Below are 24,439 nucleotides of genomic sequence, written 5' to 3'. Positions count from 1 at the left end.
ACCGTCGAGAAACCAAGGATGTGCGAGCAATGTTGAAAAGCCTGTTCCGCTGGCAAAAAGGCAGCGTCGTCACGCTGATCCCCAACACCGGCATCCAGTTTCTCGACTTCGGCGTGACGGCCGCCTTCGCCGGTCAGGTGCGGCAGCATTTCTACTGCCAGCCGCTCGCCGGGGAGCTGGAGGACGGCCGGCAGCCCGTGCAGCTGCACGAGGTCAGCCACGACGAGGAGAAGCAGCCCTATTACGAGGATCCGGCCACCGGCATGAGGATGTCCGTGGACGAGGAGGACGTGTTCCTCGTCCGGGGCGACCAGGTGCTCGACCTGCTCGCGGGACGCTGGATGCCGGCCCCCGTCCTGCGCATCCTGGAAGACGGGGTGTTCGACGAGGGCCCATTCAACTGGTCGCGCCTGTTCGTGACGAAGCTGCCGGAGCCGGACGCCGACGGCAACCGGTGGCGGGTCACCCTGGCGCTCGACACCCTTCTCGGGCCGCGTCCCGCCGGCAACCGGTACGTCATGCCAGAGCCCCGGGACGCGACGGACATGGCGCCCTTCGCGCTCGCCACCGGCTTCCGGGACGTGAACCCCTTCCTGAACACCGAATGGGTCCGCTCCTGGCTCCGGGACAACCATCTCGCCGCGGAGAGCGCGCGGCGCAACGGCCGGAAGGTGACGCTCGACGATCTGCCCAACGGCGGCATCTACTGGGCGAGCTACGCGGTCCTGCTGAAGGTGCTTGGTGACGGCAGCGCGCCCGACCGTCCCGCCGGTGCGCCGGACGGACCGATCCTGCCGCGCCTGCGCTTCCTGGACGAGGCGCCCTACGCGCGCGACCAGAAGCCGATCCCCGTGAACCTCGTCATCGACATCGGCAACAGCCGCACCTGCGGGATCCTGATCGAGGACTCCTCCGAGGGGACGCAGCGGCTCGACATGAGCCAGGCCTACCGGCTGGAGTTGCGGGACCTGTCCAACCCGGCCCACACCTATGCCGACCCCTTCGAGAGCCGGATCGAGTTCCACACCGCCAATTTCAACCTCGGCGCCTACTCGCGCATGTCCGGGCGGCCGGTGCGCGACGCCTTCTGGTGGCCCAGCCCGGTGCGCGTCGGGCCGGAGGCGGCCTGGCTCGCCTCGCTGACCGACGGCACGCAAGGACGCAGCGGGCTTTCCAGCCCCAAGCGCTACCTGTGGGACAAGTCGGAGCGCGCCACCCCGTGGGTGAACAACGGCGGGCTCCTGCCGGTGGGCGAGCGGGTGCCGCCGATCCGCGGTCCCATCCCGAGCAAGCTCAAGCAGAACGGCAACAAGCTGAAGCCGGGTGACTTCCCCGGCATGAAGCCCGCCTATTCGCGGCGCTCCCTCTACATGCTGATGCTGACGGAGCTTCTGGCCCATGCGCTGATCCAGATCAACGCCCCCTCCACCCGCGCCCATCGGGCGCGCAGCGAGGAGCCGCGCGTTCTGCGCAACGTGATCCTGACGGTCCCCTCGGCGACCCCGGTGGCCGAGCAGAAGGCGCTGAAGCTTCTCGCGAAATCCGCCATCGACCTGCTGTGGGAGGTGATGGACTGGGACGCGACCCAGCCGCTGCGCCGCCGCCCCGAACTCAAGACCGAATGGGACGAGGCGACCGCCACGCACCTGGTCTACCTCTACAACGAGATCACGCAGAAGCTGCAGAGCGCGCCGCGCGACTTCTTCACGATGATGCGCCGCAACCGGCAGGACGCCGGTGGGAACCCCATGCTGCGCGTGGCCAGCATGGACATGGGCGGCGGAACCACCGACCTCATGATCATCCAGCATGAGGTCACGGACAACGACCGCACCATCCTGCCCCGGCAGCTCTTCCGCGAGGGCTTCCGGCTCGCGGGCGACGACATATTGAAGCAGGTGATCGAGGACGAGGTGCTGCCCTGCCTGCGCCAGACTCTCGCCGAGGCGGGGGTGACTTACCCCGATAATTTTCTCGTCGAGCGTTTCAGCAGCGAACGCGAGGGCATGTCCCAGCAGGAACGGACCCTGCGCGCCCTGTTCGTCAACCAGGTGCTGAGACCGGCGGCGCTCGCCCTGCTGAGCCGTTACGAGGCGGGCGCGCGGCATGCCGGGGACGAGGAGCTGGTCCTGCGGCTGGCCGACAGCTTCCCGGCGGACCGGCAGCCCCGGCGCGCCGTCATCGACTACGTGGAGGAGGCCGCCCGGCGAAGCGGGGGCTCCGGCTTCAGCCTCGACCAGGTGGTCCTGCGGACCCGGCGCTCGAACATCGCCGCGACCATCCGCGGCGTCGTCCGCGGCATGCTGACGGACATCTGCGACGTGGTCCGCTCCTACGACTGCGACGTTCTCCTGCTGTCCGGCCGGCCGTCCTGCTTCCCGGTCATCAAGGACATGATCATCGGCCAGGCGCCGGTTCCGCCCAGCCGGATCGTGCCGATGGACTCCTACGAGATCGGCAACTGGTACCCGTTCCATTCCGCCACCTTCCGGGTCGAGGACCCGAAGACGACCGCGGCGGTCGGGGCCATGCTCTGCCAGGTCTGCGCCGGGCAGGTGGAGGGCATGCTCGTGCGCACGGGCGACTTCCGCATGCGCTCCACCGCCCGCTACATCGGCGTGATGGAGATCAACGACCAGATCCGGACGGAGAAGCTGATCTTCTCCGACATCGACCTGGACCGGAACGAGCAGGCCACCAGCCGCACGGTCGCGGTGACGCCGCCCGCCTTCATCGGGTACCGGCAGCTTCCCCTGGAGCGCTGGAAGACGACGCCGCTTTACTTCCTCGACTTCCGGAACTCCGCGGACGCCGGGCAGCTGGCGATGCCGCTCTCGGTGACCTTCGAACGCAAGAACGAAGCCGTGGAGGACGACGAGGGCGCCCTGGAGGATTTCGACGTGCAGCAGGTCAAGGACGCCAACGGCGAGGACGTGACCGACAGGCTGAAACCCCCGAGCCTCCAGACCCTGCGCGTCGAGCGCGGCCAGGAGGCCGGCTACTGGCTGGACAGCGGTCTGCTCACCATGAACTCGCAGGGCTGAGAGGAAGAGAACCCCCATGGTACGCGATAAGGATCAAGCCCTCGGCAAGAGTTCCCTGTCCATGGCGCAGGCCGCCAAGGACGCGCTGGGCTGGATAACGGACAACGCCAAGCTCGTCGGCCCGGCGCGCTCCGGGCTGGAGCGCAGCCTGAAGACCCACATCGTCGAGGCCAACCGGCTGGCCACCGCCGCCGTGCGCCCGATGTCGGCGGCGGTGTTCGGGCCCAGCCAGGCCGGCAAGTCCTTTCTGATCGGCAAGTTCATCACCCCGACCGAACGGCCGGCCAGGGTGGTGTTCGGCGAGGGCGCCGAACGGGAGGAGCTGGACTTCCTGAGCCAGGTCAATCCTCAGGGCGGCAAGGAGACCACCGGCCTCGTCACCCGCTTCTCCATCACCCCCTACCCCACCCCGCCCGGCTTCCCCGTGGTCCTGCGGCTCCTGCGCGAGGTGGACCTCGTCAAGATCCTGGCCAACAGCTTCCTGTTCGATCTCTCGGGCACCTACGAGCCGCGCGACCCGTTGCACGTCTCATGGATCGACCGGATGGTCGATGAACTGGAGCCGCAGGCCGGACGCACACCGGCGCCGGGCCTGCGGATGGAGGATGTTCTGGAGCTCCGCGAGTATTTCGAGGAGAGCCTGACCGCCCATCCCTACATGCAGATCCCGGAGCTGGCGGAGGCCTATTGGCCGGCGATGGAACGGCTGCTCCCGTTGCTGAGCGGGCCGGCCCGCGTCCGCGCCCTGTCGCCGCTCTGGGGCAACCTGCCGGAATTCGACGGTCTTTTCACCGAATTGAAGGGCGCGCTCGACCAGCTCGCGCACTCGACGGTGGCCTTTGCCCAGATGGAATCGATCCGCGACACCTCCGCGGGCGTCCTCCATGTGGACCGCATCTACGAATTGGCCCAGAGCAGCGGCCCGGGCGCGCAGATCGTCCGGCTGGCGCTGGCCGACCGGACGCAGGTCTCGCTCCGGAAGTCGGTGGTCACCGCCCTGACGTCCGAACTGCGCGTGACGCTGGACCGTGCGCCCTGGCCGTTCCTGGAGCACACCGATCTTCTCGACTTCCCAGGCGCGCGCTCCCGCGAGGACAAGACGCCCGAGAAGTACCTGAGGCGCGACGTCAAGGCGGGCGAGCGCCCGCCCCGCGAGAATTGCCTGCTGCGCGGCAAGGTCGCGGTGCTGTTCGACAACTACGTGGCCGATCTCGACCTCAACACCATGATGCTGTGCATTCCCGACAGCAACATGGAGGTCGCCAAGCTTCCCGAGCTGGTCGGGGGCTGGATCGTCAAGACCCATGGGGCCACCCCCCGGGAGCGTGCTAGGCGCAGCACCAGCCTGCTGTTCTGCATGACCAAGTGCGACCGGCTTTTCGATCTCGCGGCCGGCGCCGGCATGGACCAGCAGATCGAGAACCGCTTCGACACCAATTTCCGGTCCTTCCCCGGCTGGACCACGGAATGGCACCCGAACCGGCCCTTCGACAACAGCTTCATGCTGCGCAATCCGAAGGCGGTCGAACAGCAGAGCATCTTCGTCTACGACGGCCCTCCCACCGACCGGGTGGTGCGCGACGAAGCCGCGCTGACGCCCGATTTCGAGAACCGGCTGCTGCCCGCCTTCCGCAAGGCACTGGCCGAGAACCATCTGGTCCGGACCCATGTGTCCGATCTCGACCAGAAGGTCGACGCCATGATGGCCTTCAACGACGGCGGCGTGTCGCACCTCGCCGAGGCGCTGGCACCGGTCTGCGCCCCCGATCTGAAATACGATCAGATCCGGCCGAGGGCCGAGGCTCTGGCCCTGGAGCTGTCCGCCAAGCTCTCGACCTATTTCGACAAGGACGATATCAAGGAACGGCTGGACCGCCGCACGGCCCGCGCGATGGAGGCGTTCCGCGCGCTCGGCGCCTCCGGCCAGCCGATCGGCCTGTTCCTGCAGGAGCTGGGGGTCGAGGAACTGGCGCTCCGGCAGGCCTATTTCGACTTCGCGCGGCGTGACCGGAACGCCGCGAAGCCCGCCAACGCACCCGCCGCGAAGCCGCCGGCCGACGATTTCGGCATCGACTTCGATGCTCTGGGCGGGTCGGGAGGATCGGCGGCAACGGCCGCCCCGGTCCAGGCGGCGCCGCGCCGCGAGACCTACGGCAGCGCGGCGATCGCCCGCTGGCTCGACGGGCTGCTGCGCAAGACGGGGGACACCGCCCTCACCAGCTATTTCGGCCTGACCCCGGAACAGTTCCAGACCTTCGCCGACGAGTTGGAGAGCGGCGCCCGGCGGCTCCGCCTGATCGAGCGGATCGATGCCCACACCGACAAGGTCATCGGCTACCGCCAGTCCCCGGCGGCGACCGCCGCCGCCGTGGCGCTGGGCACGAGCCTGATCATCAACGACTTCGTCAGCGACGCCGGCCGCCGGCTGATGGAGGAAGCCCCCGATGCCGACATCGCCGCGCAGGCGCGGAGCGCCTTCACGGCGGTGCGCCCGCTTTCGCCCGGCGACATGCCGGACTTGCCCGCCGACGAGGCCTCCCTGTCGGCTCTGCGCCGACAGTTTCCGACGGAATGGGCCAGGGCCTTCCTGGCCCTGACCCGCGAGAACGCGTCCTCGAGCGCCGGCCAGCTGGTCGACCCGGAACAGAACGCCCGCCTCGGCGCCATTCTCGACGCCTTCCGCCTTTGACGCTACCCGCCTGCACAGTGAGCCACGATGCGCCTGCCTTATGAGATCAAGGACGACGACCATTACCCGAGGGGCGGTGTCGCCGCCGTGGTGATTCCCGCCGCCGCCGGCCGCGCAAGCGGCCCGGTGGATGTGGTCATCGCCCAGGAGGATCCCGAATCCCCCTATCTCGGCCAGCGGGGCTGGCAGGCGGTCGAATACCGCTGGCAGGCCTCCCCGGTCCGCGACGAAGGGACCGACCTCGTCGTGTCGTTGGGCGAGCGGGTCACCGCGCTCATCGAGGATTTCACGCCGGTGCGGATCCTGCTGCCGGATCTGAAACTCGAGGGTCAGGCCATGTGGCAGGGGGTCACCCCCCCCTCCACCGCCGTTCCCCCCGCCGGCGATCCGAGCGCCCGCGGCGGTTCCTCCTTTCTGACACCGGTGACGGTGGCACCGCCTCCGCCCCCGCCGCCTCCCCCGCCCACTCCTTCTCCTCCTCCGCCACCTCCGCCGCCGCCGGTCGAGGTGGTGCAGCCGGTTGTGGTGCAGCCGGTCGAGCCAGAGCCGGAGCCCGTCGTGTCGGAGTCGCAGACGGAAACGGTCCCTGTTTCTCCGCCCCCCGATACTCCGCCCCCTGATACTCCGCCGCCCGATAGAAACAAGACGGGGCGATCCTGGCTGCTGCCGGTCATCCTTCTTGTGCTGATCGTGGCGGCGGCCTTCGCCGCCTTCCTGCTGTACCCGCAGGGTGAGGAACAGACCGCCGCGGCACCGCAACCCGCACCCTCCCAGACTCCGGCGCCTCCGGCGGCCCCCGCGCCGCCGCCTCCCCCGCTGACGCTGGCCGAACTGCACGAGCGCGGCCTCGCCGCCGCCGCCGCCGGCAACGCCGACGAAGCCTGGCGGCAGTTCCGCAGGCCGGAGGCCGAGAGCTACGGGCCGACGCTGCTGCATCTGGCGCAGGCCCTCGACTCCGTGGAATTCGCGCCGGGGCTGTACCGGGAACCGAACGACATCGCGGCGCTCCAGCTCTACGCGCGGGCCTGTGCCGCCGGAGAAACCGGCGCGTCCGCGGCGCTCGGCCGCCTGGAGACGGAGATCACGCGGCGGGCCGATGAGGGCGACGTGCTGGCGAGCGAGGCCCTGCGCCTCGAGGTGCCCAAGGCGAAGAACGCATGCCGGTGACATTGGGAGAACGAGCGATGCTTGCGAAGACATTGAAGGCGGCGCTTCTGGCCGGCGTGTTCCTGGGGAGCATGGCCGGGGGCGTGCCGGAGGCGCGCGCGGCGCAGCCGCTCGCCGTCGAGGGGGTGCCCGGCCTCGACCAGCGCATCCTCACCCGGCCTCTTGCCGCCCTCAGCGCGAACCCCGGAGCCGCCCTGGCATCCGGTGGCGCCGCGCTGCCGACCTTCACGCATTTCTATGTGTTCGAGCGCAAGGTCGAGGGCGGCAAGAGCTGGCTGCGCGTCGGTCCGAACCGGAACCAGGCGCCCACCGGCTGGCTTCCGGAGAGCGCGACGGTGCCCTGGCGCCAGGCGGTCGCGCTGGCCTTCAACCAGGCGCCGAACCGCCCTCCGGTGCTGTTCTTCGACCAGCGCCCGCCGCTCGACGCCCTGCTCGCCGACCAGCGCCGGGGCGAGCGCGTCACGCGGCTCGTGGAAGGGGCGAGGTCGCGCTCTCTGCCGCCGGACAGCGGGGTCCTGGCCATGGAGCCGCAGCCCGTGGCGGATTTCCGGTCCTCCTTCTACCTGCTGCCGATCCTGGAAGCGCAGGACGTCCAGGTGCCCGGCCTGCGCCGCCGGGGCGGAACCAAGCTGGTGAAGGTCGCCTCGGTGTCCCTTCCCCTGCCGGAAGAAGCGGACGAGGTGACGCAGCAGCAGGCCCTGGCGGAGTTCAAGACCGGGGTCGTCTTCGTCATCGACACCACCATTTCCATGGGCAAATACATCGACCGGACGCGCACGACCGTGCGCCGGGTGATGGAGCGGATCCGCCAGTCCTCGATCGGGGACAAGGTCAGCTTCGGGCTCGTCGGTTTCCGCGACTCCCTGGACGGGCGGACCGGCCAGGATTACCTGACGCGCGTCTTCCACCCGCTGAAGGAGACCTTCGACGCCTCGGCCTTCCTGAAGTCGATCGAGGAGATCGAGGAATCCCAGGTCTCCAACGCCGGCTTCATCGAGGACGGTCTCGCCGGAATCCAGACCGCGCTGCGCATGGAGAGCTGGCCGAAGTTCGGCGGCCGCTACGTCATCCTGATCTCGGACGCGCCGGTCCGCGAGGCGAACGATCCGCGCAGCTCGACCCGGATCAGCCCGTCGGACATGGCGACGGACGCCAGCGCGCCCGACCGGGCGACCGCGATCATCTCCATCCTGCTGAAGACGCCTCAGGGCAAGGAACATCACGCCCAGGCGGAGAGCCAGTTCAACCAGCTCTCGCGGTTCCGCCCGACGGACCGCCGCTACTCCCTGTCCGTTCCCGAGGGCGATCTGGAGCGGTTCGGCACGACGATCGACCAGCTGGCCGACGACATCGTGCAGATGTCGGTGAACGCGTCGCAGGGCCAGATGGCCAGCGGCGCGGCCCCGGCCACCCCGGCCACCCCGGCCGCCGGAGCACAGGCGTCCCCGGTCCTGGACGCCGGCCGCGCCATGCAGCTCGCCTGGCTCGGCAACCGGCAGAACAGCCGCGCGCCGACGGTGCTCGAAGGCTGGGCCGCGGATTTCGACCCGGCCGACCCGATGGCGCGCCAGGCCTTCGACGTCAACGTCCTGCTGACGCGCAACCAGCTCAACGAACTCTACCAGGCGCTGGACGCGATCTCGCAGGCCTCGACACGCCGCCTGGACGCGACGGGAGGCAGCCAGTCCTTCTTCGCGCAGCTGCGCCACGTCCTGGCGACGGCGCAGACCGACCCGACCGCCCTGCAGTCGCTGGACCCCAACTTCGCCAGCCATGTGCCCAACCCGGACGAGGTGCGCAGCCTCAAGGATCTGGTGTCGGGCTTCGTGAACCATCTGCCCTACCAGAGCAGCCTGCTGTCGCACGGGCAGGAAACGCTCGAGGCGCTGAGCGACGCCCAGCTCCATGAGCTGCTGACCGGGATCCGGTCCAAGCAGCAGATCTACAAGAGCTATTTCCAGGACGTCGACCGCTGGGTGAAGCTCAACCCCGCGGCCGGGCTCGAGGAAGCCGTCTACCCCGTTCCGATCAGCCTGATGCCATGACGGACGCCGGACATGGGGAAGCGGCGGTGCCCCTGATCGACATCGCGGAGCTGCTGACGGAACGGCAGGACGCGGACCGCTGCTTCAGGCTGCGAGTGTCCGCCTTCCGGCTGTTCGCCGGCGACCGGGTCGCCGTTCTGGGTCCCAGCGGCAGCGGAAAGAGCACCTTCATCGAGACGGTGGCCTGCGCCCGCGCGCCCTCCTCGGCCTCGGTCCTGACGGTCCATGCCCCGGCGCTGGCCGGCGGTGCCGTGGATGTGGGCCGGGCCTGGGCGGAGGGCCGGGAGTCGCTGCTCACGCGCCTGCGGGCGCAGGTCTTCGGCTATGTCCACCAGACGGGCGGCTTGCTGGAATTTCTCTCCGTGCGCGACAACATCGCGCTGAGCCAGCGCCTCGCCGGACGGCCCGACCCCGACTGGATCGACCGGCTGGGCCGGGAGTTGAGGATCGACACCCTGTTCCGCAGCCCCCCCGCCCGCCTGTCCGGCGGCCAGCGGCAGCGGGTCGCCATCGCGCGGGCGCTCGCTCACCGGCCGAGCGTGGTCATCGCGGACGAGCCGACGGCGTCGCTCGACCGCGGCATCGCCCGCGTCGTCATGGGGCTGCTGTGCGAGACGGCGGCTGCGGCCGGCGCGGCGCTGCTGGTCGCCACGCATGATCTCGCCCTGATCGATGAGTTCGGTTTTTCGGCGACCGGCCTCGCCGACGACGGAAGCCACGGCGCGCTCCAGGCCGTCGCCCTGTCCAGCATCGCCGGAGGCGCGGCATGAGGCTCTGGATCACCGGCCTGTCGCTTGGCCTGCGCGACCTCTTCCATGACCGCTCCGGCTTCCTGACGCAGGTGCTGGCGCTGGCGACGGTGCTGGCCCCCCTGCTGGTGCTTTACAGCCTGCGCGTCGGGGTCGTCAGCAGCCTGGTCGCCGACCTTTCCGAGGATCCGCGCAACCGGCAGATCGTCGCCACCCAGCAGGGCCATTATCCGCCGGACTTCTTCGACGCGCTGCGGGCGGATCCCCGGGTGAGTTTCGCCGTCGGCCACGCCTCGCCGATCGCCCGCGAACTCACCTTCGCAAGGGAAACGCAGGGGGTCGGGGCGCGGGCCGACGGGGTCGTGCTCGGCAGCGGTCCGGGCGATCCCTTCCTCGGAAGGAACCTCGCGCCGCCCGCGCGCGGCGAGGCCGTCCTGTCCCGCGGATTGGCGGCGCGGCTCGGCGTGCAGCCGGGCGACCGCGTGGTGCTGTCCGCCGTCCGCAGGCTCGCGGGTGAGGAGGAGGCCCTTGCCCTCTCGCTGGCCGTCACCGGCTTCGTCGACCCCGCGCTCTGGGAAGCCGACGGCGCGCTTCTGGCGGACGAGACCCTGGCGGCCGTGGAGCAGTGGCGGGACGGCGCCGCCGTGCCGGCCTTCGGCTGGGCGGGCCGCGAGGCGGCGCGCTCCTTCGCCTACAGAAACTTCCGCCTTTACGCCCGCGACCTGCCGGACCTGCGCTCGCTGCACGCCGAACTGGCCGCGCGCGGGCTGCCCGTGCGCGCCCCGCGGCTGAAGGAGTTCGAGAACATCATGGCGCTGAACGCCGCCCTCGGCGTGATCTTCCTGATCATCGCGGCGGCCGGCGCGCTGGGCTTCCTGTTCTCCTTCGGCGCGACCCAGTGGGGAAGCGTGAAGCGCAAGCGTCCGGCGCTGAGCGTGCTGAGGCTGCACGGCCTGCCGCGCCCGCAGGCCGCCCTGTTCCCGGTGGTGCAGGCGTTCGTCGTCGCGGCCTGCGGCTGGGCCCTGGCGAGCGGCGCCTATTTCGCCGCGGCAACCGCGCTCAACCGCACTCTCGCCGACAAGCTTCTGGTCTCCGGCACCATCAGCCAGCTCACCCCCGTCCATTTCGGCATCGCTTTCGCCCTGACTGTCGGCGTGGCGCTGCTCGCCTCCATGACCGCCGCTTGGCAGGTCACCCGCATCGAACCAGGAGAAGGCATCCGTGGGAACTGATTGGCGCGCCGTCCTCGGGACGGCCCTCGTCTTGGGAGTTCTGCCCCTGGGCTCCACGGCCCGTGCGCAGGCGGCGAACGCCCCGGCGGCCTGGCCGCAGGAGAATTTCGATCCGCAGCCCGCCGAAGGCGACCTGACTCTGCCCATGCCCTGCGGCGGCAAGATGATGTTCCGCCGCGTCGACACCTTCGTGGGGAACGGCAACTGGCTGGCCGACCAGCAGATCCGCATGGGCAGTCCGGACGAGGCGCGCGCGAGCAGCGAGGATCTCCGCTTCGGGCGGCTCGTCGGCGGATTCAGCGAGGACGGCAAGCCGGAACGTCGCTTCTATTACATCGGGAAGTATGAGGTCTCGCTGGCGCAGTACGACGCGGTGATGGGCAAGGGCTGCGAAGCAAAGGGCGCGGAAGGCGCCCTGCCCAAGGAGGACGCAGGGTGGTTCGACGCCATCACCTTCACGCAGCGCTACAGCGAGTGGCTCCTGCAGAACGCCCGCGAGTCGCTGCCCAAGGAGGACGGTACCCCCGGCTTCGTCCGGCTGCCGACCGAGAGCGAATGGGAATTCGCCGCGCGGGGCGGAGCCAAGATCATGCCCTCGCAGGAGGTCGGGCGCGTGTTTCCGATGGAAGGGCCGGTCAGCGACTATGCCTGGATCGGGTCACCGGACTCCTGCAACGGCCAGTCGCAATATATCGGAACGCTCAAGCCCAACCCGCTCGGGCTGCACGACGTGCTCGGCAACATTGGTGAGATCGTTCTCGATCCCTATCAGCCGACCGCGCCGGGGCGGTTGCACGGGCAGGTCGGCGGCTTCGTGGTGCGGGGCGGCTCCTGCCTGACCTCCGAACTGGAGGTGCGCAACGCCGATCGCCGCGAGGAGCCGCTGTACGACACCGCCGACGGCACGGCGCGCCAGGCGCCCTTCACCGGATTCCGCCTGGCGATCGGCGTTCCCGCCGGCCCGAGCCAAAGCCGGATCAACGCGTTCGTCAAGGCGGCCGAGACGCGGCCGACGGCGGGCGGAGAACTGCCCGCAGGCGCCAATCTGGCGGCCGTCACGCGCGCGCTCGCCGCCGAGGCTGACCGGCCGGTGGTCGCCGAGCGGCTGAACCGCCTCGCCTCGGACATCGGGGCGGAGTTGAACCGGCGCAACGAGATCGAGGCGAACGGCGCCCGCATGGCCGTGATGAGCGCCGCAATCCTGATGCGCGGCTACCGCCAGGAAATGAATGAGGCGGACCGGCTGGAAGCCGCTCTTCAGGTCGCTTCGGAAACGGTCCGCCCCCAATATGTGAAGAGCATCGAGGGCTGGCGGAACCGCGCGCGTCTCAGCGGCGAGGCCTATCTCTCCCTGCTCGTCGAGGCAACGGACAATTTCGGGCCCGATCTCCTGCGAGGGCAGCTTCCGCGCGTCTCGGCATCCTTCAGCTACGACGGCTCGGCCGGGCTGATCAAGATGACGTCCCGCTTCGTCGAACAGAGCGCCCGCTACAAGTCCCGCCCGCCCAGCGACCTCAATGACTTCCTGAAAGAGGCCTTGCGCCCGCTGTAATACGATTTTCATGAAGTCCTGACCTGTGGTCAGGACTTCCGCGCCATGGGGCGCGGGGCCGCAGTCGCGGCCCTAGACCGGGTTCGGGAGTCGGAATTTTCCGAACCCGGTATAAGCATCGCTCCGGGGAGGAGGCGCCGCGGCCGGCGAGGGTTTATTCCTCATACCGCCTGACGTCCGAAACACCATTCCGCCTCCTCCTTCCGACGCAGCCCCGTCGGGGGGGAGCGCGGGATCGTCCGGATTTTGACACAGCACATCCGCCGCCAAACGCTTAGCCTTCGGGGAACGCAAAGAACCGGTGGAACATCATGCTGCGCCTCGGCACGAAGGTCAGAATAGACGGCCTTAACGCCCTCATCGTCGCCCGGACACTGACAGCCGCTCCGAAATATGACCTTCGGCTGAGTGATGGCCGAATCATCAAGTATGCTTCCGAAGCGGATTTTGAATCCATGGAAACGGCCGAACAGTTGGCCGCGGGACTTTGCACGCCGCGCCAGGGCGGGATTCTGGACACCGCCGGCCGCCGCTGACGCGGGCGCCCTTTTTCGCGAAAAACCGACAGCAAAGCGAGGCCCGATGACGCGGGACGAATTCCCCTATTCGCTCCAGCCCTACGCGACACCGGCGGACGGCGGTGACGGGCAGGAGGCCCAGGGCTGGGTCCTGTGCCTTTACCGCGCCGCCGACGAAGGGGAGCGGACCTGGCTGCGAGACAATGGGTTCACCCTGCAAGGCCGCGTCTGGGTCCGCGAAACGCCGCCGGACGAAACGGCCCCCGATGACCCGCTCCCTGCTGAGCCGGTTCCCGGCGGGTTGGTCACCCCCGAATTCACCTCCCATGAGTTCGCTTCTCATGAGTTCGCCGGGGCATCTCATGAGTTCGCCGGGGCACCGGCCGAAGAGCTGCCCGCCTCCCCGATCAACGTGCTGACGGTCACCGAGCGGAGCCCCGCCCTGGAAGCCTGACCGTCGCGCCTCAGCAGAACCGTCCATGCCCGACTGTCTCGACTACGCTTCCTCCACGATCCTTCCGGCGGTCCCGCCCCTGGACACAGTGCAATCGGATCTGCTCCGGCGCCTCCGCCGCGCGGCGGCCGGCAACGCCGCCTCGCCCGAGGGGGTGACGCTCCTCGGTGTGTCCCGCCGCGAGGTCACGGCCACCGCCGTCCTGACGGTCGCCATCACCTGGACGACCGAAGTCGAGACCCGGCAGGGGCAGGAGGGGGTGTGGTCGGCGATCCATTGCCGCAACGCCGCCGAGCTGGACGCGGCGCTGGCGCGCGACCTGGACATGGAAACGGCGTCGCTGGAAACCGCGCACCGCCTCGCGGCGGTGATCGGCTCGCCGGACGGCGCCTTCCGGGACGGGGATGCCCCGCCCACCCTGCCTGCCATTCGGGGTCCCTACTACGTCCATGAGGCCTGCCGCTGCTGCAGCGGTGGCGGCGTCTGCGCCTGCACCGGCCCCGGATGCCGGGGCGGAAAGGTCGCCTGCTCCCGGTGCGGCGGCGTTCCCTCCGGTGAGGACGGCGAGGATGGCCGTTGCGAGGAGTGCTGGGGCAGGGGCGTGCTCCGTTGCGCGAGCTGCGACGGCGGTGGCGTCGTCGGCTGCGCGGACTGCGCGGGGGTCGGCAATTTCACCCACATTCACCGCCCCCGCCTCTGCGCCAAGCCGCAGCACGGGATCGTTCTTCCGCCGGACGCCCCGGCCTCCGTCCGGGCTTTCCTGGAGGAGACCGGCTTCGCCCGGTTCACGGAGCTGGCGGAAACCCAGCCCTGGACCCTGCGCCATTCCGGGACGCAGCTCGTCTATGAGCGTGCCGGCACGCTGCCGCTCGTGACCCTGTCCTGCCGGTGCGACGGCGTGACCTTCGAGGTCGAACTCGTAGGGCCGCAGGCCGAGCTCCACGCGATGCCCGTCTTCCTGGACTCCCTCCTGGCGCCGGCCCTCTCGGCGATGGAGGCGGCGCCGGGACCCGATGCCTTCGCCATCGCTTCGTCCATCCGCCTGACCGGAACCATCGCCGGTTCGATCCTGGCGGGGGTGCAACCGGATCTGGAGGCGATCGCCTCCGACCATGAGGGCTGCGTGAGCCGCGCCTTCCTGGAGCGTGCCGCCGCCGTCCTGCGGCGCGCCCACAGGGCGGCTGGGCTGGGCGCGGCGCGGCAGGCCTGGCAGCAGGCGGCCGCGGCGCTCGCCCTGGTGCCGCCGCTGGTCGCCGCCCTGGACCTGCCGGGGCTGCTGACCGGCGCCACGGCCGGGGATCCGGCCGCCCTGCCGCTACGCCTGTCCTGGGACCTCGGCATTCCTCTCCTCGCCGGGGGCGCCGCATGGCTGACCGTGCGCGACCGGGTGCGGCGCGCGATGGAAGCAGCGCTCGGCGCCCCGCCGGTGCGGCCGGTCGCGCAAGGCGCCTGGCCCTGGCTGGTGCTCGGCGCTGCGTCCCTGATGCATCTGGCGGTGATGACGGGCTGGCATGGGGGGCTCGGCGTGGATCGCGTCGGGCCGGGCGATCCTGCTGGCGGACCGCGCAACGAGGCCGCGCTGGACGGCGGTGCCGACCGGCCCCTGCCGCCGCGCGCCCTGTCGCCGGAGGAGCGCATCGCGGCGGGCCAGCGGGCACTCGCCCGGCTCGGCCTGTATGACGGCGCCATCGACGGCAAGCCGGGGGAGCGGACGAGGGCCGGGCTCGCCGGGCTCGCCGGGCTCGCCGGGCTCGCCGGCTTCACGGACGCCGCTCCCGGGGAGCCGTTCGAGGCCCTGCTCGACCGCGCCGTCGCCATCGCATCCGACCGGGCGGCCGTCCGGCTGTCCACGCCGGACCTGCTGGTCGGGCCGGGCTGGAGCAACGCGACGCGCCTGCGGATCGCACCACAGGACTACCAGCGGATCGCCGCCGCCTTCCGCAACGCGCTGGCGGCGCCGGGCAACGCGAAGGAGTGGCTGTCGGAGGACGGCACGCGCTCCGGCCTGCTGACGGTGACCGGTCCAGCCGCGGACCCGCGGGGGCGGTCACGGCCCTGCTTCGCCTTCGCCCACACCGTCACCACGCCCGCGGGCCGTGACGGCGGCGTGCCCTCCAGGGCCTGCCTGACGGACGAGGTCTGGGAACTGGTGGAGTAAGGGTAGGGCTGGAGTCATACCGGGTTCGGAAAATTCCGACCTCCGAACCCGGTATAGGGCCGCGACTGCGGCCCCGCGCCCCGTGGCGCGGAAGTCCTGACCACAGGTCAGGACTTCATGAAAATCGTATAAGGTGCAGGCCGTCCCGTCAGGGCATGGTGACGGCCTGCCCGGATTCGGCGGAGTCGTAGGCGCCGAAGGTCAGTTCCAGCGTCCGCAGATTGTCGGCGCCCGACGTCGCGGGCTCCCGGCCCTCGCGCAGGCAGTCCACCCAGTGGCGCTGGATCGCCAGCACGCTGTCCTGGACGACGTGCCAGGGCCGCTCCGCCCAGGGCAGCAGGGGGGCGTCCACGCTGCGCTCCTCGCGCCGGCCGGGACCGGTCAGCACCAGCCGGTAGCCCTGGAGCAGCTCGATGGTGCCTTCCGTCCCCTCGATGCGCAGGAGGGTTTCGGGGAAGGGCTCCGGGTCGGTCCTCGTCGCCGTGGACAGCTCGATCACGGAGGTCATGCCGTTGGCATGGTCGAGCAGCATGGTGGCGGTGTCCTCGCCGCGCAGCCGCTGGTCGATCCGGGCGGTGCGGCAGTAGAGGCGGTTCGCCTCGCCAAACAGGAAGCGCGCCACGTCGAGCAGGTGCAGCCCGACGTCCATGATGATGTAGCGCTCGTCCAGCGCCAGATAGGGCTGGTTCGTGATGATGTCGAAGCCGTGGCGGAACATCACCCGGCCGAAGAAGGGCGTTCCGGCCCAGCCCTCGTCCAGCGCGGCGCGGACCGCCAGCAAGGGCTGCTGCCAGCGGAAATTCTCGTGCACCATCAGCGGCACGCCGGCCGCGGCGCAGGCCCGCACCATGGCGCGGGCGTCCTCCAGCCCGGCGGCGAAGGGCTTCTGGCAGATGGCGGCGACGCGCTGGCGGGCGGCCAGCTCGACCAGCGGGCGGTGCGAGGGAAGGGTCGTGGCGATGTCCACGAAATCGGGCCGCTCCTCGACCAGCATGGCCTCGGCATCCTCATAGACCCTGGGAATGCCGAAACGGCGGGCGGCGGCCTCCGCCTTGGCGCGGTCGCGGTCGCAGACGGCGACCAGCTCGACCTCCTCGATCATGCGCCAGGCGTTCAGGTGGTTCTCGGCGAAGAAGCCGCAGCCGATCAGCGTGCCGCGCAGGCGGCCGGGGTTCGACGTCATACCGTGCGCTCCTCAATGCGGATGCGGCGGCGGCCGATCCGTTCCAGAATGCGGGACCGCTGGCTGTCCACGAAGACGGCCAGGAAGATGATCGAGCTGGTGACCAGCGGGTAGATGTATGGGTCGGCGTTGACGATCACGAGGCCGTTCTGGACGGTCTGGATCAGCACGGCGCCGAAGACGGTGCCGGCCACGCCGCCCCGGCCACCGAACAGGCTGACCCCGCCCAGCACGGCCGCGGCGACCGCCGCGAACTCCTTCTCCACCGCGAAGGAGGAGGCGGCGGCCCCAACCTGCGTGACCGAGACGAAGCCCGCGACACCCGCGCAGGCGCCGGAGATGGCATAGACGGCGGTCAGCACGAGCGGCACGTTGATGCCGGCCTTGGCCGCGGCCTCGGGGTTGGCGCCCACGGCGTAGACCTGCCGCCCGAAGGGCGTGTGGTTGAGCGTCACCCAGGCCGCCGCGAAGACGGCGGCGAAAATCCAGATCGCCCAGGGCACGCCCAGGAACTCGGCGCGCGCCAGCGACAGGACCTGGTCCTGGTAGAAGACCATGCGGGTGTTGGTGATCCAGAGCGCGAGCCCGCGCCCGACGAACAGCGTCGCCAGCGTCACGATGAAGGCCGCGACGCGCAGCCGGACGATGAAGAAGGCGTTCAAAAGCCCGAACAGCACCCCCACCGCCGCCATGGCCGGCACGGCCAGCAGTGGCGGCAGACCGGCCATGTGAATCCCCAGAAGCGCCACCGCCAGATACATGACGGTGCCCACCGACAGGTCGATGCCGGCGGTCAGCAGGACGAAGGTCATGCCGATGCCGAGGATCGCGACGTGGGAGGACTGGATCAGGATGTTGGTGAAGTTCTGCGGGTCGAGGAAACGGTCCGACAGCGTGCCGAACACGGCGATCACCAGCAGGAACAGGGCGAGCGGCGCGTTGCGCAGCAGCAGCAGCCGGAGGCGGGCGTTGTCCGTGGCGCGGTCCATCAGGCGGGCTCCTCCGCGCGGCGCGCCATGGCGCTTTCCAGGATGCGCTCGCCGTCGAAGGCGCCGCGCCGGTATTCCGCCTGTATGGCGCCGTGGTTCATGACGAGAATGCGGTCGCACATCCCCATGAGTTCCTCCATCTCCGACGAAATCATGAGGACGCCGGCCCCGCCGGCGACCAGCGCGTCGATGATCTTGTAGATTTCGAACTTCGCCCCGACGTCGATGCCGCGCGTCGGCTCGTCCAGGATGAAGACCCTGGGCTCGCGCAGCAGCCATTTGGCGAGCACCACCTTCTGCTGGTTGCCGCCGCTGAGGTTCTTGACGAGCGCCCCCTTCGGGTCGGCCGCGCGCAGCCGGACGCGCTGGGCCATCCTCTCCACCTCGGAGCCGAGCCGGGTCCGCTCCAGGAAGCGCAGCCAGGGCGAGGCGTAATCGTCCAGCGAGGCCAGCGCCACGTTCTCGGCGATGGGGGCGTGCATCAGCAGCCCCTCGCCACGCCTGTCCTCCGTCAGGAAGGCCATGCCGCGCTCCATGCAGAGCTGCGGGGTCGGGCGCTCCACCGGCTCGCCGCAGACGGCGATGGAGCCCTCGCGGAAGGGGTCCAGCCCGAAGAGGATGCGGGCCAGCTCGCTGCGCCCCGCCCCCATCAGCCCGGCGATGCCCAGCACCTCGCCCGCATGCAGCGTCAGGTCGATGCCGTGGACGACGCCCGGCTGCGACAGCCGCCGGACCTCCAGCACCGGGGTGGCGGAAGGGGCGGAACTGCGCTCGGGGAAGAGCTGGTCGAGCGTGCGCCCGACCATCAGGGCGATCATGCGTTCCGTCGTCATCGCCGCCCTGGGTCCTCCGCCGGCCACTGCCCCGTCGCGCAGAACGACGATGTCGTCGCACAGCCGCATGACGTCGCCCAGCGCGTGGCTGATGTAGATCACCGCGATGCCGCGCCCGCGCAGACGCCCGATGATGGTGAAGAGCCGCTCCGCCTCGCGGCGGGTCAGCGAGGTCGTCGGCTCGTCGAAGATGATGACCTTGGCGTCCACGCTCAGCGCCTTGGCGATCTCGACGAGCTGGCGCTCCCCCTGGCTGAGCTGTGCCACCGGCGTGCCGGGCGGGTGGCGGATGTCCACCTGTTCCAGCAGCTCGCGCGCGCGCCGCCGCATGGCCGGGCGGTTGATGAAGGGGATGCCGCGGGCGAGCCTCGGGAAGCCGCCGATGAACAGGTTCTCCTCGACCGACAGGTTCTCGAACAGGTTCAGTTCCTGGTGGATGAAGACGATGCCGCCGGCCAGCGCGTCCTTCGGCCCGCGCGGGTCGTAGTCGCGCCCGTCCAGCCGCATGCGTCCGCCGTCGCGCGCCAGCACGCCGCCCAGTATGTTCATCGTCGTGGACTTGCCGGAGCCGTTCTCGCCGACGAGGCCGAGCACGCTGCCGCGGTCGAGCGTGAAGGACACGCCGTGCAGCACCTCCACCCCGAAGAAGCTCTTGCGCAGGGATTCGCATTCGAGCAGAGCCATGGGAACGCTCCTAAAGCCGGGCGGAGAAGCGGGTGCGCAGGGCGTCGATCACCGCCGCCGCCAGGATCACCGCCCCCTTGATGGCGAAGACCGAGAAGAGCGACATGCCCAGCATCTTCAGGCTGGTGTCGATCAGCACCAGGAACAGCACGCCGAACACGGTCCACAGGATCTTGCCCTTGCCGCCGAACAGGCTGGTGCCGCCGATCACCACCGCGCCGATGATGTCCAGCAGGATCGCCTGGCCCAGGATGGGCGTGCCCGTCTCCAGCCGGCCCGTGTAGAGGATGGAGGCTACCGCGGCGCAGCCGCCGGAGATCACGAAGGCGGTCCGGATCACCTGCGGGACGGGCACGCCCGACACCATCGCGGTGCGCCGGTTCTGGCCGCAGGCGTAGAGGCGCCGGCCGAGCACCGTGCGCGCCAGGACCAGATGCGCCGCGATCCCCACCGCCAGCACGACCCACAGCGCGTGAGGCAGGCCGGCGGCGCTGCCCTGCCCCACCGCCACGAAGCCGCCGGGAAGGCCGGCGATGCTGCTCGTCTCGGTGTGGAAGGTCGTGTACCAGATGGCGGCACCCGAGAAGAACATCATCGTCGTCAGGGTGACGATGAAGGGCGGCATGCCGAAACGGGTGATGCACAGGCCGTTGAAGGCTCCGATCAGCAGCCCGACCGCCAGCATCGCGAGGATGGCGCCGGGGACCGCCAGCGGGGACCCGGCCAGATAGCCGCCGTCGCCGGTCATGACGCTGGCCCCGACGACGCTCGCCATCGCCAGCACCGAGGTCACCGACAGGTCGATGCCCGCGACGATCAGAACGAAGGTCTGGCCGATCGCCACCACGAGCAGCGGCAGCATGTCGGAGAGGATGTTCGCGAGCACCTCGGCAGAAGCCATCTCGGGCACCAGCGGCAGCACCGCCACGAAGTAGAGCAGGCTGAGATAGAGGACGAGATACTCGGAAAAGAGGAGATGGCGGAGAAGGCGCCGCGCGGCCGAGGCCGGCGCGTCGTTCCCGAGGCTGGTTGCGCTCATGCCGTGAACCCGAATGTGCCGCGGCCAGGGCCGCGCCGGAAAGAGGACCGGAGAAGGGCGGCGGGACCGGCCCGGGCCGGTCCCGCCATGATCTCGGCTGAGAGACCTCAGCCGTTCTTCTGCTTGTGGACGACGTAGCCCCACATGCGGTCGCGCGCCTGTTCCAGGTTGGCCTGGTGGATGGCGAAGCCGGGGTCGAGCAGGACCCGGTCAACGGTCTTGCCGGCCTGGAGGTCGAGGATGGCGTTGATCGCCAGGTCGGCCTCCTTGAACAGGTCCTGCACGCCGTCGGCGTCCAGATACTTGTCCTGCAGAAGCTGGTAGGCCGTGGCGTCGCCGTCGAAGCCGCCGAAGATGACGTGATCGGGGTGGCCGATGGGATGGAACTTGTTACGCGTCTTCATCACCTGGACGATCTGCGGGAACAGGAAGTCCGAGGAGGTGAAGAGGAAGTTGATGTCCGGGTTGGCCTGGAAGGCGTTGGTCAGGCCGGAGAAGGCGACGTCCGCGTTCCATTCCGTCGGGATGCGCGCGACGACGTCGATGATGTCCTTGTTCTTGTCCACCACGTCGAAGAAGCCGTCGCGGCGGCCGATGGCGTTGGGATCGCCGAGGTCGCCGATCATGATGGCCGCCTTGTACTTGCCGCCCTTCTCACGCGCCACCTTCACCATATGCTCGACCGTCGCGTTGGTGATGCTGCGGTTGTCGGCGACCACCGCGACCGAGAAGGCCTCCGTCTTGGCCGGCGGGCGGTTGAAATGCACCATCGGTACCTTGGCCTGGTTGGCGGCGCGGATCGCCGGGATGACGGCGTTGGAGTCCGTCTGCACGATGATGATGCCGTCCACCTTGCGGGCCAGCATGGCGCGGACCTGCTCGAGCTGCCGGTTGTCGTCCTGGTCGGAGATCGCCTGCACCATCTGATAGCCGCGGCGCTCCAGGTCCTTCTTGATGACATCCAGGCCGGCGACCCAGAAGGGCGAGTAGAGGCCGTCGAAGAGCACGGCGATGGTCTTCTTGCCCTGTGCCTTGGCGAAGACCGGAAGGCCGGCCGTGCCCGCCGCGAGCAAGGCGCCGAGCGTGAATTGGCGACGCGTGATGGTCATGGCAATTTCCTCCCCAGGATTGACGCCGGGCCGTTTCCCCGGCCATTTCTTTACTTGTACACTGATCATACCAGTTGACGGCGGACCGGCAACGGCAAAAGTACGTGAAGCCAGCAGTTACGACTTCTGAACTATGTGCGCTGACGCGCGGGCTGAACCATGCGCGCGACAGCACAGGCCGGCAGTTCCAGCCCCCGGAGCGGGCGGATCTCCACCTCACCATCCATCCAGAGCGGATCGCGGCAGGTCTCGGCGAAGCGCGCGGCGTCCATGATCCGCACCCCGGCCCGCTCCAGCCCCGGTCCGGCGACATCGATCCGGACGGGATCGGGCATCAGGTTCGCCAGCCACAGCTCCGCGCCGGCAGCGCCTCTCCAGCCGAACGCCACGAGACCGTTCCCGGCGCCCTCGACGGTCACGTCGAGGAGGGGGGCGCCAACCGCGCGCGACAGGGCGCGAAGCACATGGTAGGCGGGATAGACCTGGGCCGCCGGATCCGCGTCGAACCAGGGCTGCGGGTAGTCGGTCCGGCTGTAGGCGAAGCCGAACTCCCCGGCCAGCGCGCCGAGCGCGACGGAGGCCGTCCCCTGCCGCGCCAGCGCCGCGGCATAGCCGAGATACCAGCCGGCCCCGAACAGCCCGCGCTGGCGCGGGTCCATGCGCGCCATGGGGACGCGCCCGTTGTCCGGGTTGGCCACGGGTCCCTGGCCGTAGGGGTTGTCCCTCATGCCGATGGCCGAGGGACCGACCCGGAGCGGCACCCCGCCGCAGAAGGAACGCGCCGTCTCCATGACGGCGGGCAGCGCCTCCAGTGATTCCCGGATGGACCGCTCGTCGGCCGCGTGGACCAGCGGGCTGGTGGTGACGCTGACATAGTCGCACCCCTCCACCGGCGGGCGGGCGCGGTTCAGCTCCGTGAAGAAGGCGTGCACGCCACCGCCGATGGCGAGGCCGGGAAAGACGCGGCGGGCTGCCCGATACAGTTCGGCGAAGGAGGGTACCTCTGGCCAGGGACCCTGCGGCTGGTAGCTCTTGAGGTAGGCGGCCGGCGCGACGGTCAGACCGGCGACAGGCAGGCGCGCCGCTTCGATCGCACGGGCGGCCTCGCCCAGTTCGGCGTCGAGAGACCGCCGGCAGGGGAGCGGCAGTTCCAGCAGGAGGTCCGCACCCGTCCCCTCCGCCAGTTCGGCGAAGGCCCGCAGGGTTCCGCCGTCGGCCGTCAGCGGGTCATAGCGCCCGACGAGCAGCCCGGCCCCGGCCGTCCGGGCGAGGTCCAGCACGGCCAGCTGCTCCGGGAGCCGGCGCGGATCGATCCCCAACCCGACCGGCGGCATCGCCGCTGCCGCGAGTCCTTCCCCTATGGTGACGCGGATTCCGTCCTCGACGGCCTGGGCCGGAAGCTTCCCGATTTCGCGGGGCGGCGCGCCGGAAAGGGAGAGCCGCACGGCCTGCTCCACGCGCGTGCCGGCGGGGATGGTGTAGGGGGTCGGCAGCGACAAGGGCCGGACATAGGTCTTGAAGGAGGCGTCGGTCCAGTTCCGCTGATCCTCCATCTCGAAGACGTCGCCCTCGAAGACGCAGTCCGCGCGGACGCCCGGCACCGGCTCGTGGGAGAGGCCGCGGATGGAGAAGATCGGCTGGCCGGGGCTGACGAGCGCCGGGAAACGGCCCTCCTCCCGGCTGCCGTCGGCGTGCAGGATAGCGACCGGCCGGCCGGCGACGCCATCCAGTGGGTGCAGGACGACGAAGCCGGTGCGGCAGGTCTGGACGTCGGTGAGGGCGGCCCCCGTTGCCTCGAACTCCAGCCGGCCGTCGGCCGTGCCCCGGATCGACGCCTGGTAGACATAAGCCTGGCCGCCGGCCTCGACGCGGCCCTCGTGGCTCACCCGGAAACCGTCGGCCCCTTCCTCCACCGTCATTTCGGAAAGCGTGGCCGGCAGGGTTCCCCAGCCGGTGTCCCGCACGAGATAGGCGATGCCCCGCAGGATCTCGACGCCGTGCCAGCGCACGGCACGCAGGGCTCCCTCCTCGAACTCCGCGGCCAGGGGACCCGCCCGCAGGATGCGGGGGCGGGCCGGGGCCTGCATCGTCCCGTACAGCGCGACCGTCGGCATGACCTCCGCCATGGCGCCTTCCTCCCTCCGTTTTTTGTTTCTTTGGTTTCCCGTCCGGAAGCCGGCCTTCTCCGTGCTGGCTTTCCGAGTACCGGCCGGCCCCACCGTCACTCCTCGGAGCGGCGGTACAGGTGATGCGCGCGCTTCAGGTGATCGGACATGGCCCGCTCCGCCCCTTCCGGGTCGCGGGTGGCGATGGCGTCGAAGATGCGCTCATGCTCCTCGATGGTGACCATCTCCAGGCCCGGCGCGCGCAGCAGGTCGACATGGTAGGCGGCCAGCCAATCGAACATGGCCTGGCTCACCGCCGCGTAGATCGGGTTGCGGGAGATCATGGCGATCTCGCGGTGGAAGGCCATGTCCCGGGCCTGGAAGACGGACAGGTCCGTCAGGCTCTCCCGATGCTCGTGCAGGCGCCGCCCCAGATTGTCGATGTCGGCCTCGGTCGCCCGCTCGGCGGCGATGCGGACCATGCCGACCTCGAAGAAGACGCGCGCCTCCTTGAGATGCTCCAGATTCTCCGGCGCGGTCGCCAGGAAATGCTTGGCCGAGCCGCCGACCTGTTCGATCAGCTTCGCCGCCGTGACCGGCGTGACGCGCGCCCGCTCGCCATGGGTGATCGTGACCAGCCCCATGTGCGCCAGCGTCTGCATCGCCTCGCGTATGGCCGGCCGGCCGACCTGGAACATCTCCATGAGCTGCCGCTCCGAGGGGAGCTGGTCGCCCGGCGCATATTCCCCCGTCGAGATGCGCGACAGAAGGCGGTCCAGAACTTCCTGGGACAGCTTGCGGCGGGGAATCGGTTCGATGGCGCTCATGATCGGCTCTGCAAGGGGATTTCACTCTGGAATACAACCGATCAATACGGACGCCAAAGCGA

The 24,439-nt window shown here is 69.9% G+C and carries 17 protein-coding genes; 10 read left to right on the top strand and 7 right to left on the bottom strand.

The genetic code is table 11. The annotated features are described in order from the left end of the window. Positions 1-29 precede the first annotated feature (29 nt). The 10 genes from JUB11_RS06635 (at position 30) to JUB11_RS06590 (ending at position 15,608) form a co-directional block, all read left to right on the top strand. Positions 30-3,044: a virulence factor SrfB gene (locus tag JUB11_RS06635; protein WP_207457514.1), complete on the top strand. Its 3,015-nt coding sequence runs from the start codon at positions 30-32 to the stop codon at positions 3,042-3,044. A 16-nt stretch (positions 3,045-3,060) separates the two neighbouring features. Beyond that, complete coding sequence (locus tag JUB11_RS06630; protein ID WP_207457512.1) at positions 3,061-5,733, top strand: virulence factor SrfC family protein; 2,673 nt, start codon at positions 3,061-3,063, stop codon at positions 5,731-5,733. Positions 5,734-5,760: 27 nt separating this feature from the next. Beyond that, entirely contained in the window at positions 5,761-6,900 is a 1,140-nt protein-coding gene (locus JUB11_RS33120) for a hypothetical protein (protein ID WP_282189011.1), read from the top strand. A 17-nt stretch (positions 6,901-6,917) separates the two neighbouring features. Continuing rightward, entirely contained in the window at positions 6,918-8,945 is a 2,028-nt protein-coding gene (locus JUB11_RS06620; RefSeq protein ID WP_207457510.1) for a vWA domain-containing protein, read from the top strand. Then, positions 8,942-9,715, top strand: coding sequence for an ATP-binding cassette domain-containing protein (locus tag JUB11_RS06615; protein ID WP_207457508.1), 774 nt, complete (start codon positions 8,942-8,944; stop codon positions 9,713-9,715). Before JUB11_RS06620 ends, JUB11_RS06615 begins: the two co-directional genes overlap by 4 nt. Further along, positions 9,712-10,926, top strand: a complete 1,215-nt coding sequence (locus JUB11_RS06610) for an FtsX-like permease family protein (RefSeq protein WP_207457506.1) — start codon at positions 9,712-9,714, stop codon at positions 10,924-10,926. Before JUB11_RS06615 ends, JUB11_RS06610 begins: the two co-directional genes overlap by 4 nt. Positions 10,927-10,957: 31 nt before the next feature. Beyond that, positions 10,958-12,478: an SUMF1/EgtB/PvdO family nonheme iron enzyme gene (locus tag JUB11_RS06605; protein WP_207457504.1), complete on the top strand. Its 1,521-nt coding sequence runs from the start codon at positions 10,958-10,960 to the stop codon at positions 12,476-12,478. A 311-nt stretch (positions 12,479-12,789) separates the two neighbouring features. After that, the gene (locus JUB11_RS06600; protein WP_207457495.1) at positions 12,790-13,014 is read left to right on the top strand and encodes a hypothetical protein; all 225 of its coding nucleotides are present in this window, start codon (positions 12,790-12,792) and stop codon (positions 13,012-13,014) included. A 46-nt stretch (positions 13,015-13,060) separates the two neighbouring features. Beyond that, entirely contained in the window at positions 13,061-13,450 is a 390-nt protein-coding gene (locus tag JUB11_RS06595; protein WP_207457493.1) for a hypothetical protein, read from the top strand. A gap of 25 nt (positions 13,451-13,475) precedes the next feature. Then, positions 13,476-15,608, top strand: a complete 2,133-nt coding sequence (locus JUB11_RS06590) for a heterocycloanthracin/sonorensin family bacteriocin (RefSeq protein WP_247886895.1) — start codon at positions 13,476-13,478, stop codon at positions 15,606-15,608. 148 nt (positions 15,609-15,756) lie between these two features. Here JUB11_RS06590 and JUB11_RS06585 read toward each other — a convergent pair whose 3' ends face one another. From JUB11_RS06585 to JUB11_RS06555, 7 genes are all read right to left on the bottom strand, one after another. Continuing rightward, a complete protein-coding gene (locus JUB11_RS06585; protein ID WP_207457491.1) occupies positions 15,757-16,791 on the bottom strand; it encodes a Gfo/Idh/MocA family oxidoreductase in 1,035 nt (344 codons plus the stop codon). Further along, positions 16,788-17,780 carry an ABC transporter permease gene (locus tag JUB11_RS06580; RefSeq protein WP_207457489.1) on the bottom strand — a complete coding sequence of 331 codons (993 nt, stop codon included), beginning with the start codon at positions 17,778-17,780 and terminating at the stop codon, positions 16,788-16,790. Before JUB11_RS06580 ends, JUB11_RS06585 begins: the two co-directional genes overlap by 4 nt. Beyond that, complete coding sequence (locus JUB11_RS06575) at positions 17,780-19,297, bottom strand: sugar ABC transporter ATP-binding protein (RefSeq protein ID WP_207457487.1); 1,518 nt, start codon at positions 19,295-19,297, stop codon at positions 17,780-17,782. The genes JUB11_RS06580 and JUB11_RS06575 overlap by 1 nt, the downstream gene beginning before the upstream one ends. Before the next feature lie 10 nt (positions 19,298-19,307). Beyond that, the gene (locus JUB11_RS06570; protein ID WP_207457485.1) at positions 19,308-20,336 is read right to left on the bottom strand and encodes an ABC transporter permease; all 1,029 of its coding nucleotides are present in this window, start codon (positions 20,334-20,336) and stop codon (positions 19,308-19,310) included. Between the two features lie 107 nt (positions 20,337-20,443). Next, a complete protein-coding gene (locus JUB11_RS06565) occupies positions 20,444-21,445 on the bottom strand; it encodes a sugar ABC transporter substrate-binding protein (RefSeq protein ID WP_207457483.1) in 1,002 nt (333 codons plus the stop codon). Positions 21,446-21,576: 131 nt separating this feature from the next. Then, on the bottom strand, positions 21,577-23,571 hold the full coding sequence (locus JUB11_RS06560) for a hypothetical protein (RefSeq protein ID WP_207457481.1): 1,995 nt from the start codon (positions 23,569-23,571) through the stop codon (positions 21,577-21,579). A 95-nt stretch (positions 23,572-23,666) separates the two neighbouring features. Then, a complete protein-coding gene (locus JUB11_RS06555) occupies positions 23,667-24,377 on the bottom strand; it encodes a transcriptional regulator NanR (protein ID WP_207457479.1) in 711 nt (236 codons plus the stop codon). Positions 24,378-24,439 lie beyond the last annotated feature (62 nt).

Origin of the sequence: Azospirillum sp. SYSU D00513 (assembly GCF_017356015.1) — a bacterium.
Taxonomy (GTDB): domain Bacteria; phylum Pseudomonadota; class Alphaproteobacteria; order Azospirillales; family Azospirillaceae; genus Azospirillum.
The sequence above is the reverse complement of the archived record's forward strand: the minus strand, read 5'-3'. Positions and strand labels throughout refer to the sequence as shown.